This window comes from Maribacter spongiicola (assembly GCF_004364165.1).
GTDB classification, from domain to species: domain Bacteria; phylum Bacteroidota; class Bacteroidia; order Flavobacteriales; family Flavobacteriaceae; genus Maribacter; species Maribacter spongiicola.
In genome coordinates this window covers 1,343,880-1,360,903 of sequence record NZ_SOAY01000010.1, presented here as the reverse complement: position 1 = coordinate 1,360,903, position 17,024 = coordinate 1,343,880, and the positions used below count along the sequence as shown (strand labels likewise).

Genomic DNA, 17,024 nt, shown 5'->3' with positions numbered 1-17,024 from the left:
TACACTGCAAAAATACATGTCTTTTCAAAAAATATACCCCTTTTATTCAAAATAATTTGTAATATTGCTACGTTATCACGTCATAACACCTACCAATCAAGGAAAACATTCCTATAGATTATCCAAATTAATATTTACTTCTTACAATACAAACTACTTATAATTTATTCTACTACTTAATGTTTGAGATTTCAGATTTAAAATCAAAAAAGCTACCTGAATTACAGGAAATTGCGAAAGGACTTAAGGTTCCCAAATTCAAAACCTTAAAAAAACTAGATTTAGTTTATCAAATTTTGGACGTACAAGCTGCGAATCCGAAAGTTGCTGCGGCGATTGCTCCTGCAACCACGGAAGTAGCTAGTAAACCTTCTGCAGAAAAACCGCATCCGAAGCCAAAGCCAAGACCTAGACCTCGTGTTGAAAAAAATACGAACAAAGAAACTAAAGCTCCAGAAAAAGTGGCTGCAGAAAAGGTGGCACCTGCAAAGGTCAATGTAGCTAAAACAGAAAATTCTCAAGAAAGTGTTTCTAAGGAACCTGTTGAACAAAAAAGGCCAAGACCAAGACCAAAAGCTGCAAACCAGCCTAACAAAAAGAATTCGCCTCAGAACAACAATCATAAAAATAAACCTAATCCGAGACCGACTCACGACAAAAGTAATTTTGACAAAGATCTAAAGAATAGGTATAAAGAACCTGAGTATGAGTTTGACTCTATTATCGCCAGTGAAGGTGTTTTAGATATCATGCAAGATGGATACGGATTTCTACGTTCATCTGATTACAACTACTTATCATCACCTGATGATATTTATGTTTCCCAATCGCAAATACGTCTTTTCGGATTAAAAACAGGAGATACCGTATTAGGTAACGTAAGACCCCCAAAAGAAGGAGAAAAGTATTTTCCACTTATTAAGGTGAATAAAATTAACGGAATAGACCCACAAATAGTTCGCGATCGTGTGTCATTCGAGCATTTGACTCCGTTATTCCCACAAGAAAAATTTAATTTGGCAGAACGCCAAAGCTCAATATCGACGCGTATTATCGATTTGTTCTCCCCTATCGGAAAAGGACAAAGAGGTATGATCGTATCTCAACCAAAATCTGGTAAAACCATGCTTTTAAAAGATATTGCCAATGGTATTGCTGCGAATCACCCAGAAGTTTATCAAATTATATTATTAATTGATGAACGACCAGAAGAGGTTACCGACATGCAACGTAATGTACGCGGCGAAGTTGTAGCTTCAACTTTTGACAAAGAACCAACAGAGCACGTACGTGTCGCTAATATTGTTTTAGAAAAAGCTAAGCGCTTGGTAGAGTGTGGTCACGATGTTGTAATTCTTCTAGATTCGATTACACGTTTGGCAAGAGCATACAATACAGTACAACCAGCATCTGGTAAAGTATTAAGTGGTGGTGTCGATGCCAATGCTTTACACAAGCCAAAAAGATTCTTTGGTGCTGCCCGTAATATTGAAGGTGGTGGTTCTCTTACGATAATTGCTACTGCATTGACAGAAACTGGATCTAAAATGGACGAGGTTATTTTTGAAGAATTCAAAGGCACAGGTAACATGGAACTTCAATTGGATCGTAAGATTGCAAACAGAAGAATTTTCCCTGCCATTGATCTTACATCTTCTAGTACACGTAGAGACGACATATTATTAGATGAAGCGACGCTACAACGCATGTGGATCATGCGTAAGTACCTTGCAGACATGAACCCGGTAGAAGCGATGGAGTTTATCGAACAACGCTTTAAACAAACTAAAAACAACGAAGAGTTCTTGATGACTATGAATCAATAGACCAATTCTAACAAATAATTTAAAATCCCGATTTTTAGATAAAATCGGGATTTTTTTTGTTTTAAGCATTCTTATTGATGCTCAATACATTATACCCACCGCTATTATTTTTTTAATATCTTTAACATGTTAGAAAAGAACTCTCCCCCAGTCTTTTACCAATTTTCGTATTACTAATTTAATCCTTAGAAAATGAAAAGACCGACCACTATCATCAGTAAAATATTATGCATAATGCTGATTTCATCAGTAATTGGCTGCAATCAACAGCAGAAAGAAAAGAAAGATGAAATTATTGAGCCAACAATTGTCAAAGCTCCAGACCACATCATTTCATTAAAACAAGCTGATGCAATTTATGATAACTACTCCCAACATAGGGTACAAATTATTGAAGATTACGAAAACCAAAAAAGACCGACAGAAGAAAAATTTGAAGCATCTCGTTTTGTAGATTTTGACTACGAAACACTCAAACAATATATGGCTTATTTAGATCAAGAGGCAGCTGCAGCTGGTGTTCACAAGATTACCAAGCTAAGATTATATTTTGCCAATTACCCTAACGAAGAAAAATTTTCAAACGGAAAACCGGTTATACACAAAAGACAGAACAGCATATTTATGGTACCTACACTAGAAGATGGTGGTATTAATTATGGCTTCTATATTGGTGAAAACGGCAAAGCTGAACTTATTAAAGACTGGAAAGCCAATATGAAAGACGGTTTAGGAAACCACATTAATAAAAAAGAAAACGCTTATGCAGGTTTCGCTCCTACTTTCACTTTAAACTCCAGCCTACAAGGCAGCAAAAGTCTTGCTTTTAATTTCGGACAAGGTGGACCGCCTCCAAAAACTGACTTTTAATCCATAATTCATGAAAATTTGGACTTTTGTTCAGGAGAACTATTATATGCTAATATATGCGTTGACCCTGTTTGTCTCACTATCGACTTACCGTAAGTATTACGACACAGCGCTAAAGTACTTTCCAATGATAATTACCTACACCCTACTTAATGAAATACTGGGTTATCTCGTTAGAACTTATGATGATATATCATTTTTCAACGAAATGAAATACAGCAATTATAATGATGTTATTTACAATATATACGCCATTATCTTCTTTTGCTTCTTTTATCACGTTTACCGGAAGCTTATAGCAAATGTCAAGTATAAAAAGTGGATAACCTACGGAACTTTTATAATGCTAACGAGCTACGTTATTAGCGCACAATTTCAAAACCCTTTAGACACAAATCTTTTTTATGCGCTAGGTATTGGATCTTACATTTTAGTGTTTTGTGTTGCGTTGTACTTTAAAGACATAAAAGAAAAAAATCATAATTTAATACAACCACACAATTTAATGTTTTGGGTAAGCATTTCATTAATTTCATTTTACTCTGTATTTCCCATTATATACATTATAGGTTACACTGACTACCAAATTTGGGAAACTTACGGGTTGCGATCAATTTTAAGAGCTCTTATTGTTATTATGTATTCTTTGTTAATCGTAGGGTTTTTAAAGGGCAGAAGACTTGCGTTTAAATAAAAATTTAGAAATGCTAACTATTTATTCTTTACTCGAAATGTCTTGTTAGTTTTTGAGAATACATAATAGCAAAATTACTTCAATGCAGCGAGGTAGTTATGTACATCTGAATACTTGGTGGTCACCTTTACCTTACATAGTAAGATTTCGAATCTTGATGCTATGTCATTATTAAAAAAATAGCAACAAAAAAAGCCTTCCAAATTGGAAGGCTTTAAAATATTATAATAGCAGAAATTTACAACGCAGCTACGTGCTTTGCCAATTTACTTTTTAAGTTGGCAGCTTTGTTATCATGTATAATGTTACGTTTAGCTAAACGATCGATCATACTAACAACACTTGGAAAAAGAGCCTCTGCATCTTTCTTAGATTCTTCTGCACGCAATCTTTTGATAGCATTACGTGTAGTTTTATGCTGATATCTGTTACGCAAGCGAACCGCTTCGTTTCTTCTAATTCTCTTTAATGCCGACTTGTGATTTGCCATTTTATTCTTTGTTATAATATTTTCGGATTTACATCCATTTAATTTTGTAGTCCGTAGGGGAATCGAACCCCTGTTACCAGGATGAAAACCTGGCGTCCTAACCCCTAGACGAACGGACCATTATGTCAATACTTGGAAATACATCCAACGGTTTAATTAGTAGTCCGTAGGGGAATCGAACCCCTGTTACCAGGATGAAAACCTGGCGTCCTAACCCCTAGACGAACGGACCATACTTTGCGCAATTGCGGATGCAAAAATACAAATATTTTTTACTATCACAACACCTACTTATTATTTTTTAAAAAAATTAATAAGCTTTAGCAAATAACACTCTTTTATTTGACGGTTTACCCGTTACCATACAAGTACCTTCTTCTTCTTTTGCATCGATGGGAATGCAACGTATAGTTGCCTTTGTCTCATTTTTAACACGTTCTTCAGTCTCTTTACTACCGTCCCAATGTGCAGAAATAAATCCACCTTTTTCTTTTAAAACTTTTTTAAATTCATCGTAAGAATTTACTTCAGTAATATGATTAGTTCTATAATCAAGTGCTTTTTGGTACATATTCTGCTGAATATCTTCCATCAAAAACTCAATTTTAGCAACAACATCTGTTGCCGCAACGGTCTCTTTTTGCAAAGTATCTCTTCTAGCCAGCTCATAAGTACCATTTTCAAGGTCTCTTGGTCCAATGGCCAACCTTACCGGTACTCCGCGAAGCTCATACTCATTAAATTTAAAACCAGGTTTGTGCGTATCTCTATTATCAAATTTTACAGAAATACCCTTAGCTCTTAATTCTTTCACTAACGGATTAACCGTCTCAGAAATTTGATCTAATTGGTCTAATCCTTTATAAATTGGCACAATAACAACTTGTATAGGTGCCAATTTCGGAGGAATCACCAATCCGTTATCGTCACTATGTGTCATGATCAATGCCCCCATTAATCGTGTTGAAACTCCCCAAGAGGTAGCCCAAACATATTCTTTACCACCCTCTTTAGTTGCAAATTTAACATCGAAGGCTTTTGCGAAATTCTGACCTAAAAAGTGAGAAGTACCAGCTTGTAACGCCTTACCGTCTTGCATTAAAGCTTCAATACAATACGTTTCAATAGCACCTGCAAAACGTTCGCTTTCTGTTTTAGTACCTTTTATAACAGGTACCGCCATATGGTTTTCTGCAAAATCGGCATAAACGTTCATCATTTGTTCTGCCTCTTCAATTGCTTCTTTTTCGGTTGCATGCGCCGTATGGCCTTCTTGCCATAAAAACTCTGCCGTTCTCAAAAACAATCTCGTACGCATTTCCCAGCGAACAACATTTGCCCATTGATTAATAAGCAATGGTAAATCTCTATAAGACTGTATCCATTTTTTATAGGTATCCCAAATGATGGTTTCAGAAGTAGGTCTAACGATTAGTTCTTCCTCTAATTTAGCATCTGGATCTACGATTATACCGCTTCCGTCCTCAGCATTTTTTAACCTATAATGCGTAACTACAGCACATTCTTTAGCAAAACCCTCAACATGGCTTGCCTCTTTACTTAAATATGATTTAGGTATAAACAACGGAAAATAAGCATTCTCATGACCAGTTTCCTTAAACATCTTATCTAAACCTGCTTGCATTTTCTCCCAAATACCATAACCATATGGTTTAATTACCATGCAGCCTCGTACACCAGAGTTTTCGGCTAAATCTGCCTTAACCACTAATTCGTTATACCATTTGGAATAATCCTCGCTTCTCTTCGTCAAATTTTTACTCATTATCTGGACTTTGGCACAAATTTTGTGAATATTAGTATATAATAATTGAGTAAAACTAGTTATTTTTAATATGTTCAACAATATAATTTTGATCCGATGATATATTCTATACCCCACAACAAACTTCGAAACATAACAATGTTGGTAACCTTAGCTGTTATTACAGCTTCTTGCGGTTCATATCAACAATCATCTTACTACGATAATGATGGCATTTATCCTGATGATGCTTCAACTACGGTAGAAAGACAACCTCAACAAAGAAATTATACACAGAATAATCCTGAAACGGATACTTATACGAACTATTTTGGTGAAAAAGCAAATCAATATGGCGAAATATTAGATGAAGAAATTTTTACTGATGTAGATTCTTATTCTAGTAATGATTTAAATCAAGATGTTCAACAAGATCAATTAACAGATTATTACGCCACTGCAAATGACTATGAAGGTTATGGCAGCTGGGGAAGTAATAATGCTGATGTAAGCATTTACATTCATAATAACGGATGGAATAACTGGAACAACGGTGGTCTTTACGGATGGGGCTGGAACAATGTTGGTTATGCAGGTTTTTATGGTAGTGGCTGGGGTCAACCATGGGGATGGAATAGATGGAACAGATGGAACAATTGGGGTTATGGCGGATTCGGATTCGGTTGGAACAACTGGGGATATGGCGGTTTTGGTTTCGGATGGAATAATTGGGGCAATGGTTGGAATAACTGGGGATATGGTAATGGCTTTAATTATGGTTATGGTTATGGTTACGGTAACAGATATTATAATAGAAACAACCGTTTCACGAACAGAAGCTATGCAGTTAACAATTCAAGAAGAGGAAATTATACGAGAACAAATTCAAATAACAGCGGCATCTCTTCAACAGCAGCAAGAGGGCGTTCCAATGTAAATACAAGAGGAGATTCACCAAGATATAGAAATAGTACTGCACGTTCAACCACAGCTAGAAGTTCGGCAAACACACGTAGTTCAAGAACTTATTCTGGCAATTCGACTACAAGAAGAACCATAGGGGTAGATCAAAACAGAGCCTATAGAACAAGTAGAAGCACAAGAGCCATACCAAGATATAGTAGCTCTTCAAGAAACTATAGCAGCAGATATAGTAGCAGCCCTAGAACTTATAGTTCTGGCACGGCAAGATCAAGCAGCAGAGTTGCGGTACCAAGAACTTCCACTTACAGAAATTCTGGAAGCAGCTCAAGAAGTTATTCTTCAGGTAGAAGTTCTGGCAGCAGTTCTAGAAGCAGTAACTACAACTCTGGCAGAAGTAGCTCTAGAAGTAGCAATTATAGCTCCGGCAGAAGTAGCTCAAGCGGTAGTTCTTACAGAAGCTCAGGTAGCAGCTCTAGAAGTTCAAGCAGCGGTTCTTCATCAAGATCCTCTGGCTCTTCTAGTAGAAGTAGCAGCCGTGGAAGAAATTAAAATTTAAACTTACCTTAAAATTGAATCATTGCTATGAAAAGATATTTAACTTTTGTATTACTAGTGGCATGTGCTGTTGGTAGTGCACAAAACATAAACGAAGCCTTGCGATATGGCACAGAAAACCTTCAAGGTACTGCCCGTTTTCAAGCTATGGGTGGCGCATTTGGCGCATTAGGCGGAGATTTATCGTCATTGAATGTAAACCCCGCAGGGTCAGCAGTTTTCAATAATAGCCTTTTTACAATTTCGGGATCAAACTACAATACAAGTAATGATGCCAGCTATTTTGGTAACGTTTTAAATACTAAAGATAATAACGTCGAATTGAATCAATTAGGTGGTGCATTTGTATTTAAAAATACAGATTTAAATTCTGATTGGAAAAAATTTACCCTGGCTTTCAATTATGACTTGGTAAATAATTTCGACAATGAATATTATGTATCAGGTCGTAGCAATCAAGGTATAGATAGTTATTTTTCTGAATATGCACAGGGTACACCATTTGGATCTATTCTTTTACAAGACAACGAATTTCTAGAAGAAGCATATCTTGATATTGGTTCAGCACAAGGTTTTAGAGACCAACAAACATTTTTAGGCTACTATGGTGGTATTCTTGATCCAGAAACTGAAGATGACAATACTACAAGTTATACTAGTAACACTCTTTATGATACCGTTGATCAAGATTTCTTAAGAAGAACTACTGGTTACAATAGTAAGTTCACCATTAACGCAGCTTCACAGTACAAAGAGAATATTTATTTGGGAGCTTCTTTAAATTTTCACAGCGTTCTTTACACACAATATGATCAATTTAGTGAAGGTGGGTACTTACCCAATTCTGAAATTCAGAGAACAACTTTTGACAACTATCTACAGACAGAAGGTAATGGCTTCTCTTTTAGTTTAGGCGCAATTGCGAAATTGAATGAGAATGTACGATTAGGTGGTAGTTACCAATCGCCAACTTGGTATCATTTAGAAGATGATTTTTCTCAACGTATAAATTCAGATTTAGCTGATGAAGATATTAATTTCATCAATTTTAATGTGGTGAATTTATTCGAAAGATATACAATTAAAACTCCGGCTAAGGCTACGGGTAGCTTAGCTGTAATATTTGCAAAAGACGGATTATTAAGTTTCGATTATAGTTACCAAGATTTTTCAAATTCAGAGTTAAGACCTTCAAACGACCCTAGTTTTCAGACCGTGAATTCTCAAATTGCGAGTGATTTAGGTGCTGTTTCTACATTTAGACTTGGTGGTGAGTATAGAATTCAACAAGTAAGCCTAAGAGCAGGGTATCGATTTGAACAGAGTCCGTATGCAAACGGAAACACCATTGGCGATTTAAACGCTGTTTCTGGTGGAATTGGTTATAATTTTGGCGGAAGTAAATTAGATTTTGCTTTAAGCCGCTCTCAACAAGATATTAGCGAAAGACTATTCAATGCTGGTATTATGACACCTGCCATAATAGATAGAAGTATGACCAATGCGACATTGAGTTACACGATAAATTTTTAGAATTAAAAAAGTAGGTATAAAAAAGGGGAGCAATTTGCTCCCCTTTTTTTATCTTTTTAATGAAAAATGTGTCTTTCTGGTTTTTGCTACTAGTAGATTATCTTCCATATCACCATATTCAAAACGAAACCAATAATCTGTGGAAGTCATTTGCTGTCCGTTATAATTTCCGTCCCAACTATCATTTGCGCCAAGCTGCTTTAACAACTTACCATATCGATCAAAAATATATACAACAGGATTGTTTAGTGTTTCAATTCCCTCTACATTCCAATCATCATTTATTCCATCACCATTTGGAGTAAAAAATTTAGGATATCCGACTACCAAGAACTCTATAGGATCGGTAATTCCGCATCCGTTCTTATCATTAATAATAACCGTATTCAATCCCGGAGGTACATTCATAAATACAGCATCATCTTGAAAAGTTCCGTCGTTAATGGCATATTCATAATCTCCATCACCTTCAATAAAAAATTCAATATTATTTTGATCAGGATCAATAGATAGGTTACTATCCAATGTTTCTACACGGTCTAAAATAGGTGTTCCAAAAAAGGTGACTAAAACCCCACTATCATCAGCCACTGTTGGTGGTGTACCGGTTATGGTAGTAATTGTAGCAAAATATCGACCAGAATTAGGACTAATAATAACCAATTCCGCTCCAAAATCACCAGAACCGGATAGGGTATCATCTACCACCCCATCATCTTCATAATCAACCGTCCACTCTACGCTAGCAATATCCGCCCCTGCAGGTGAATTTAATGCACTAATCGTTATTGGGTCATCACCCTCACAAGCAATGATATCCAATCCTAAAAACTCGTCACGCAAAGTACAATCTAAAGCAGTTTCTTGACTATCGTTTACTGAACTACCTGTAAAGGTTAGCATAAAAGGTTCAGGGTCTCCGGTAAAATTATCGGCAAAATTATTTATCAATATGTAATAAATTTCACCAGGTATTACATCCAAATACTCATCATAAGTGTTCTGACTACCCGTTAATGATGCACGACCTTCTTCACCGCTTTCAGGGTTAACCCCTAGTCCCGTAAAATTAGTATCGTTAACCTCATAATTACAACGAATTGGTTGTGCTGTACCATTACTAATATCGGCACAATCTACATCTGGACCATAAACAGCAAAATCCCACTCGGCAGTTGGTGTAGAGCCCGAAGTTGCCAAAGCTTCAATATCAAAACCTACTTGACCACCTGTACCAGCCCTAAAAACGAACCAAGAAGTATTAAACTCAATATTTGCGTTAGAAAGACTACCTTTCTCTAAACAACCAGTTTGCAGTATTACGTCTGGATCAAAATCATCAACATCACCAGTTCCACCGGCAAGACCCATAATAGGTTGATCGGCACAAACTGGTATTGCCGTTCTACAATCGGCTGAATTTTGTGCAGTTAAGTTCCAATAAAAAAGAAACAAACAGCATATAGAACAAAGAAGTGTTCTCATAAAAGTGTAGCTTATTAGTATACGTGATGTATATTATAACTACACATGACCTGCTTTAGTATCTTATAACGGATATTCTTGCGTTTAATCGATAAAATACACTTTTTACGCCTAAAGAATAGGCTTAACGCTTTAAAGAGAAGTGATTATTGATATAAGATGCGTTTGTATTTTCGCCTAAAGAATTGGTGTAGGTAAGTTTGAACCAATAGTCAGATTCTGGCAATAACGTACCATTAAAAGAACCGGACCAACCCGCTGAATTTTCGAATATTTGATACAGTAATTTACCATAGCGGTCATATATCGTTATCACAGGATTATCTAGGGCTGACAAGCCGTCTACTTTCCAAGTATCATTTACGTTATCTCCATTGGGAGTAAAAAACTTTGGAAATCCGACCACTACAATATCTCTAGAATCAGCACCACAACCATTGACATCACGAACTGTAATCGTGTGTTCACCAGGGAATAGATTATTGAATACTCCGCTATTCTGTGGCGTTTCATTATCAACTTGAAACTCAAAATCTCCATTCTCTTCTAGATAAACATTGACCACATTCGAAGCATCATCTTCATATTCAATAGTAATATCTGAAATTATTGGCGGACTAGAAAAAACCACAGTAACCGACCTAACAGTTATACATTGTATTGATCCTTGAATATTAGTCACAGACAAGGTGTATACACCCGGCTCTGCAACTGTAATTAAAGAAGTGGTTTGCCCTGAGCTCCATTCATACGTAAAATCGCTATCCGGTATACGCTGCCCTATAGTTACAATAGGTTCGTCGCCACAAATAAATACTTCTGTCTCAAAATCTAAAACAGGTAATTCAATTCCGTTTACCTCAAAAGTTTCAGAAGCATCAAAGCACATTGAGTTTTCTATTGATGTTGTTCTTACATATATCGTTTGCAAAACTTGTGTTGGAATAAATTCTTTTGAAAGTGCGTTGGCACCATCAAAAGCATCCTCAAAGCTTTCATGATATGACACTCTAAAATCTAACGGACTCTGAGACCCTAAAGCCTCAGCATCTTTAGCATTAAAATCAATAGCTGTGCCATCTAAACATGCCGTTTCATCTTCTAAAGAAAAGGTTTCTGGCGAAGGTGCATAAGCGACTTGGGTTTCGCTAATTAAATTATTACCTAAAGGTCGCACTACTAAAACACGGTACATACCAGAAACAGCAATAGAAAGTTCTGGATCATTTTCCCCAGGCATGCGTTGATAACCTGTACCAGCATCTAAGTACCACTCATAATCTAAAGCATCGATAGTGGTCGCATCTAAAACTACCGTATCATTATCACATGCTATAATTGGTGGGCCTAATAAATTATCTATAATATCACAATCTAGAGCAGAATTTGGAAATTCAACAAATATGTTTCCTGAAAACTGAATAGAAAATCCTGAATTATTGTTACTAAAATTATTGATCATCAATAGATATTCTTCCCCAGGTTCAACACCTAACCAATCATCATACTGTATATTATCTATGCCTGTAGGATCTTCTCCCACCCCTATAAAACTACTATCATCAGAATTATCGAAGTAATTACATCGAACAGGCTCACCTAATGAATTACAATCATTTGTTCTATATAAGGCAAAATCCCAATCTTCTGTAGTATCAAATCCGATATTGAAACCTAATTGACCTATTTCACCTATCTTAAATTTGTACCAAGCAGAATTTGTTTCTATAGTACCACTACCTTGCGTAATACAGCCAGATATAGTAGCTCCGTTGAAATCATCGATACCGTACCCATCAGTACCACCGTTTACCGGTGTATTATAACAAATAGGTACAGCATTGGAGCAATCGGCAGCTACTTGCGCAAAACAGGCGAAGATGCCAAAAAAGCACATTAATAAAATCGATATACCATACTTGATCATAGGGAACTTCTGATTTGCAAAAATAAAATTAACCAGACCTTAACGTTATGGCTAATTTATGTTGTGTAATGCCCGTTATTAGTTATAAAGTGGCACATATTGTATATCTTTGCAGCTTCTAAAAGATTGAAAAAATGAAAATTGAGGATACACTGGAAAATCAATTTGATGAATTAGGAAACGATCACATTTCCACATCAGAAGATACTCCATTACGTTCAGATGCTTTTGATTTGGATGATGCCGAAAAAATTGAACGCATTCGCGAAAACGTACGCGAAATCATGCTTACGTTAGGTTTAGATTTAACCGATGATAGTCTGAAAGGAACTCCGAATAGAGTTGCTAAAATGTACGTGAACGAAATATTCGGTGGCTTAAACCCTGCTAGAAAACCTAAAGCTTCTACTTTTGACAATAAGTACAAGTACGGTGAAATGTTGGTTGAAAAGAACATTACTTTATATTCTACTTGCGAACATCATTTACTACCTATTGTAGGTCGCGCTCATGTTGCCTACATCTCTAACGGTACCGTTGTAGGTCTCTCTAAAATGAACCGTATAGTTGATTACTATGCCAAACGTCCTCAAGTTCAAGAGCGTTTAAACATTCAAATTGTCAGAGAATTACAAAAAGCCTTAGGTACTGAAGATGTTGCTTGTGTTATTGATGCAAAACACCTTTGTGTAAATTCTAGAGGAATTCGAGATATTGATAGTAGTACCGTTACTGCCGAATACGGCGGTAAATTCAAAGAAGAATTGGTACGCCGCGAGTTTTTGAACTACCTTAACCTAGACACTCATTTTTAATAGCATATAGCTTCATGCAATTGTACGAAAATCAGGAAATTAAAGTATACAATTCCTTATCAGGAAAAAAAGAAGTTTTCAAACCCATAAACGAAGGCCATATAGGCATGTATGTTTGTGGACCAACCGTGTACAGCAATGTACATTTAGGAAACTGTAGAACTTTCATGTCTTTTGATATGATTTTCAGATACTTTAGACATCTTGGCTACAAAGTACGCTATGTTCGTAATATTACCGATGCCGGCCACTTAGTTGATGACGCGGAAGATGGCGAAGATAAAATTGCAAAAAAGGCAAGATTAGAAAAACTAGAACCAATGGAAGTTGTACAGCGTTATACTGTAGACTTTCATAATATATTAGAGAAATTTAATTTCTTACCACCTAGCATTGAACCCACTGCTACAGGTCATATTATAGAACAGATTGAAATAATTAAGGATATTCTTGAAAAAGGATTTGCCTATGAAACTAATGGTTCTGTATATTTTGACGTCGCTAAGTTCAACCAAGAGTATGAATACGGTAAATTAAGCGGCCGTAAGCTTGAAGACATGATCGCTAATACTCGTGATCTTGCTGCTCAAGACGACAAGCATAATCCTCAAGATTTTGCTTTATGGAAAAAAGCAGAACCACAGCATATCATGAGATGGCCATCACCATGGGGCGACGGTTTCCCAGGATGGCATTTAGAATGTACCGCCATGAGTACAAAATACTTAGGTGAAACATTCGATATACACGGTGGTGGCATGGATCTTAAATTTCCACATCACGAATGTGAAATAGCTCAGGCCGAAGCTTGTAATGGTCAAAGTCCTGTAAACTACTGGTTACATGCCAATATGTTGACCTTAAACGGAAGAAAAATGGCCAAATCTACTGGTAACAGTATTTTACCAGGTGAGATATTTTCTGGTGAAAACGAGATTCTTAGCAAACCCTTCTCCCCTTCTATGGTGCGTTTTTTTATGATGCAGGCACATTATACCAGTATTTTAGATATGAGTAATGATGCATTATTGGCATCTGAAAAAGGTTTCAATAAATTGATGGAAGCTATTAATTCACTAAAATCTTTGAACACCGGTAAGACTACCGATTTTGATGTTGCAGCTTGGAAAGCATCTTGCTATGCTGCCATGAACGATGATTTTAATTCGCCCATCTTAATTGCGAAACTTTTTGATGCCGTTAAGCACATTAACCTTATTAAAGAAGGTACTGAATCTATTACCGTAGAAGACAAACTTGAATTGGAGAACACCATACACGGTTTCGTTTTTGATGTTTTAGGTTTGGAGAATAAAAGTAGTTCTGATGCCGATACCGAAAAATTAGGTGGTGTAGTTGAGTTATTAATCGAATTACGTAAATCAGCAAGGGAGAATAAAGATTTTGCCACATCTGATCAAATACGTGATCAATTAGCAGCACTAGGTATTCAATTAAAAGACGGTAAAGAAGGTACTACGTATAGTCTTTAAGTTTAATCTAAAAATCTAGATTTCTGAATTTTAGACTGGTATTCACCAGGAGCTATCTGTTGCCTTGTTTTAAAAACTCTATTAAAGTAAGATCTACTTTCAAATCCGCAATCGAGATATACATCTTTGATGCTACGCTTGGGATCTTGCAATAAACCAACAGCTAATTTTATGCGCTCGTTATTTATAAACTCTACCGGAGAGATACCCAACTCTAGTTTAAAGGTTCTATAAAAATGAGACGGACTCATACAAGCTATCTTGCTAAGACTATCTACGCTTAGAGATTTATGTACATTATCTCTAATGTAACGTATAACTTCTGTTAGCCTACTTTCTTTTTTAACCGATAAAGTAGCATTGCTATAAATTTTTCGCTCATTAGTCTGTAGAATTCTAATGATTAATTCACGCAACATATTATCTACAAACAAATCTTTAGATGGGTGCTCTTCAGAAAACAGAAATAAAAGCCGCTGTATAATTTGAAATATGCCTCTGTCATTTACAAAATGGAAATTGTAATCCATTAATTCCCATGCATCCTTATTACTTTTAGGCATGTTCTCATTCATGAATTGCAATACCTTATTTATTTTATCCTCAGAAATAGCCATTGCCAAACATCTAGTTGGGTTCTTCGCCATTGCTTCGGGGAAATCAATACACATACCTTCATTCGCCGGTAAAACCAAAGATTCACCTGGCAAAAAATCAAAAGATTCATAATCGCGCAAGTGCATGATCTTCTTTCCTTGAATCATACTCGCCAAAACAGGCTGTTCAAATTTTAAAAGAACACTTGCAGCTTGCTCATGAGTTTCAAAAACATGCATAGCCGCATTATTCATCGTATAAGAGGTTTGGTTCTCTACCATGGTCTCTAAACGTCTTCCTTTTAAGAAATTCTCAGCTAAACGAATCACACTTATATTGATTTAATTTTAAGGAATTTACAAAAAAATATACTTAAAAAAATCATAATATCATTAAATGATAGAATAGTTCACACTATTCGTAGAATGCGTCAGATAATTTCAAAAACTGAGAAGTACATTTAGAATATCGTATCGGTAGTACCTATATGAGCTTACTTCTATTATTAACTTAAATCATATACTATGAGCACAACAGAGACTGTAGAAAAAGACGTACTTCAAAAACCCGAATTCAAAAACCAATATGAAAACTTCATTGGCGGTAAATGGGTTGCACCAAGCAAAGGAGAATATTTTGACAACATCTCACCAGTAGATGGTAAATCATTCACCAAAATACCTAGATCTACCGCAGAAGATATTGATATGGCAATTGATGCCGCTTGGGTAGCAGCAAAGTCGTGGAACGCATCTTCAGCAACAGAAAGAAGTAATATGCTTTTGAAAATTGCCGATAAAATTGAGCAAAATTTAGAAGTACTGGCAAGGGCTGAAACTTGGGATAATGGTAAAGCAATTCGCGAAACCCGTGCTGCCGATTTACCTTTGGCAGTAGATCATTTTAGATATTTTGCAGGTGTAATTAGAGCAGAAGAAGGATCGGTCAGTGAACTAGATTCTAATACAGTTGCACTAAACGTCACCGAACCATTAGGCGTCGTGGGTCAAATTATACCATGGAATTTTCCCTTATTGATGGCCACTTGGAAATTGGCTCCGGCTCTGGCTGCCGGTAACTGCGTAGTTTTAAAACCGGCAGAACAAACACCTGTAGGTATACTAATTTTAATGGAAATCATTGAAGGCATACTACCTGACGGTGTTTTAAATATTGTCAACGGATTTGGTGCCGAAGCAGGTAAACCTTTAGCTTCTAGCCCAAGAATTGACAAAATTGCTTTTACCGGAGAAACTACAACCGGACAATTAATTATGCAATATGCATCTAAAAATATTACTCCCGTAACCTTAGAATTAGGTGGTAAATCTCCGAATGTATTCTTTGAAAGCATTATGGATGCCGATGATGAGTTCTTTGACAAGTGTCTGGAGGGTGCCAATATGTTTGCTTTAAACCAAGGCGAAGTTTGTACTTGTCCGTCTCGTATGTTGGTGCAAGAAAGTATTTACGATAAGTTTATAGAACGTGTAATCGAACGTACCAAAGCTATTAAAATGGGACACCCATTAGACCCTAACACTATGATGGGCGCACAGGCTTCTAACGACCAATTTGAAAAAATTCTTAATTACATACAAATAGGTAAAGAAGAAGGTTGTGAAGTTCTAACTGGTGGTGAGCAAGCATATAATGAAGGTTTAGAAGGCGGCTACTACGTTCAGCCGACGATTCTAAAAGGCAATAATAAAATGCGTGTTTTTCAAGAAGAGATTTTTGGACCTGTACTCTGTGTAACTACTTTCAAAGATGAAGCAGAAGCGATTGAAATTGCAAATGACACTTTATATGGTTTAGGTGCCGGCGTTTGGACAAGAGATACACACCAAGCATATCAAATTTCTAGAGCTATTAAAGCAGGTAGAGTTTGGGTAAACTGCTATCACTTATACCCTGCACATGCACCTTTCGGTGGATACAAAAAATCAGGTATTGGTAGAGAAAACCACAAAATGATGTTGGCACATTACCGTCAAACCAAAAACATGCTTATCTCTTATGATAAGAAAAAAATGGGATTCTTTTAAAA

12 protein-coding genes and 2 tRNA genes are annotated in these 17,024 nt (G+C 36.3%); 7 read left to right on the top strand and 7 right to left on the bottom strand.

What is annotated here, in order from left to right; all coding sequences use genetic code 11:
- The first annotated feature begins 179 nt into the window (after positions 1-179).
- Together rho and CLV90_RS06355 are read left to right on the top strand one after the other, a co-directional pair.
- The gene (gene rho, locus CLV90_RS06360) at positions 180-1,826 is read left to right on the top strand and encodes a transcription termination factor Rho (RefSeq protein WP_133686631.1); all 1,647 of its coding nucleotides are present in this window, start codon (positions 180-182) and stop codon (positions 1,824-1,826) included.
- A 192-nt stretch (positions 1,827-2,018) separates the two neighbouring features.
- Positions 2,019-2,696 carry a hypothetical protein gene (locus CLV90_RS06355; protein WP_133686630.1) on the top strand — a complete coding sequence of 226 codons (678 nt, stop codon included), beginning with the start codon at positions 2,019-2,021 and terminating at the stop codon, positions 2,694-2,696.
- A 932-nt stretch (positions 2,697-3,628) separates the two neighbouring features.
- Here the strand turns inward: CLV90_RS06355 and rpsT are convergent.
- The 4 genes from rpsT to proS all read right to left on the bottom strand — a co-directional run bounded on the left by rpsT (position 3,629) and on the right by proS (position 5,666).
- Positions 3,629-3,880: a 30S ribosomal protein S20 gene (gene rpsT, locus CLV90_RS06350; RefSeq protein WP_036152561.1), complete on the bottom strand. Its 252-nt coding sequence runs from the start codon at positions 3,878-3,880 to the stop codon at positions 3,629-3,631.
- A gap of 47 nt (positions 3,881-3,927) precedes the next feature.
- A tRNA-Glu gene (locus CLV90_RS06345) sits at positions 3,928-3,999 on the bottom strand.
- A gap of 41 nt (positions 4,000-4,040) precedes the next feature.
- A tRNA-Glu gene (locus CLV90_RS06340) sits at positions 4,041-4,112 on the bottom strand.
- Between the two features lie 78 nt (positions 4,113-4,190).
- Positions 4,191-5,666: a proline--tRNA ligase gene (gene proS, locus CLV90_RS06335; protein WP_133686629.1), complete on the bottom strand. Its 1,476-nt coding sequence runs from the start codon at positions 5,664-5,666 to the stop codon at positions 4,191-4,193.
- Between the two features lie 138 nt (positions 5,667-5,804).
- Here proS and CLV90_RS06330 point away from each other — a divergent pair, with 138 nt between their 5' ends.
- On the top strand, positions 5,805-7,118 hold the full coding sequence (locus tag CLV90_RS06330) for a hypothetical protein (RefSeq protein ID WP_133686628.1): 1,314 nt from the start codon (positions 5,805-5,807) through the stop codon (positions 7,116-7,118).
- A 33-nt stretch (positions 7,119-7,151) separates the two neighbouring features.
- Positions 7,152-8,657: an OmpP1/FadL family transporter gene (locus CLV90_RS06325; protein ID WP_133686627.1), complete on the top strand. Its 1,506-nt coding sequence runs from the start codon at positions 7,152-7,154 to the stop codon at positions 8,655-8,657.
- Between the two features lie 48 nt (positions 8,658-8,705).
- On the opposite strand, the gene CLV90_RS06320 is transcribed toward CLV90_RS06325, so the two are convergent.
- Together CLV90_RS06320 and CLV90_RS06315 are read right to left on the bottom strand one after the other, a co-directional pair.
- Positions 8,706-10,142 carry a T9SS type B sorting domain-containing protein gene (locus CLV90_RS06320; protein WP_133686626.1) on the bottom strand — a complete coding sequence of 479 codons (1,437 nt, stop codon included), beginning with the start codon at positions 10,140-10,142 and terminating at the stop codon, positions 8,706-8,708.
- Between the two features lie 124 nt (positions 10,143-10,266).
- Positions 10,267-12,069, bottom strand: coding sequence for a T9SS type B sorting domain-containing protein (locus CLV90_RS06315; RefSeq protein WP_133686625.1), 1,803 nt, complete (start codon positions 12,067-12,069; stop codon positions 10,267-10,269).
- Between the two features lie 134 nt (positions 12,070-12,203).
- Between CLV90_RS06315 and folE the strand changes: the two genes are divergently transcribed.
- Positions 12,204-12,884, top strand: a complete 681-nt coding sequence (folE, locus tag CLV90_RS06310) for a GTP cyclohydrolase I FolE (protein ID WP_133686624.1) — start codon at positions 12,204-12,206, stop codon at positions 12,882-12,884.
- A 14-nt stretch (positions 12,885-12,898) separates the two neighbouring features.
- Entirely contained in the window at positions 12,899-14,377 is a 1,479-nt protein-coding gene (gene cysS, locus CLV90_RS06305; protein ID WP_133686623.1) for a cysteine--tRNA ligase, read from the top strand.
- Between the two features lie 2 nt (positions 14,378-14,379).
- Here cysS and CLV90_RS06300 read toward each other — a convergent pair whose 3' ends face one another.
- Positions 14,380-15,303, bottom strand: coding sequence for an AraC family transcriptional regulator (locus CLV90_RS06300; RefSeq protein WP_243835272.1), 924 nt, complete (start codon positions 15,301-15,303; stop codon positions 14,380-14,382).
- Between the two features lie 195 nt (positions 15,304-15,498).
- Here CLV90_RS06300 and exaC point away from each other — a divergent pair, with 195 nt between their 5' ends.
- On the top strand, positions 15,499-17,022 hold the full coding sequence (gene exaC / locus CLV90_RS06295) for an acetaldehyde dehydrogenase ExaC (protein WP_133686622.1): 1,524 nt from the start codon (positions 15,499-15,501) through the stop codon (positions 17,020-17,022).
- Positions 17,023-17,024 lie beyond the last annotated feature (2 nt).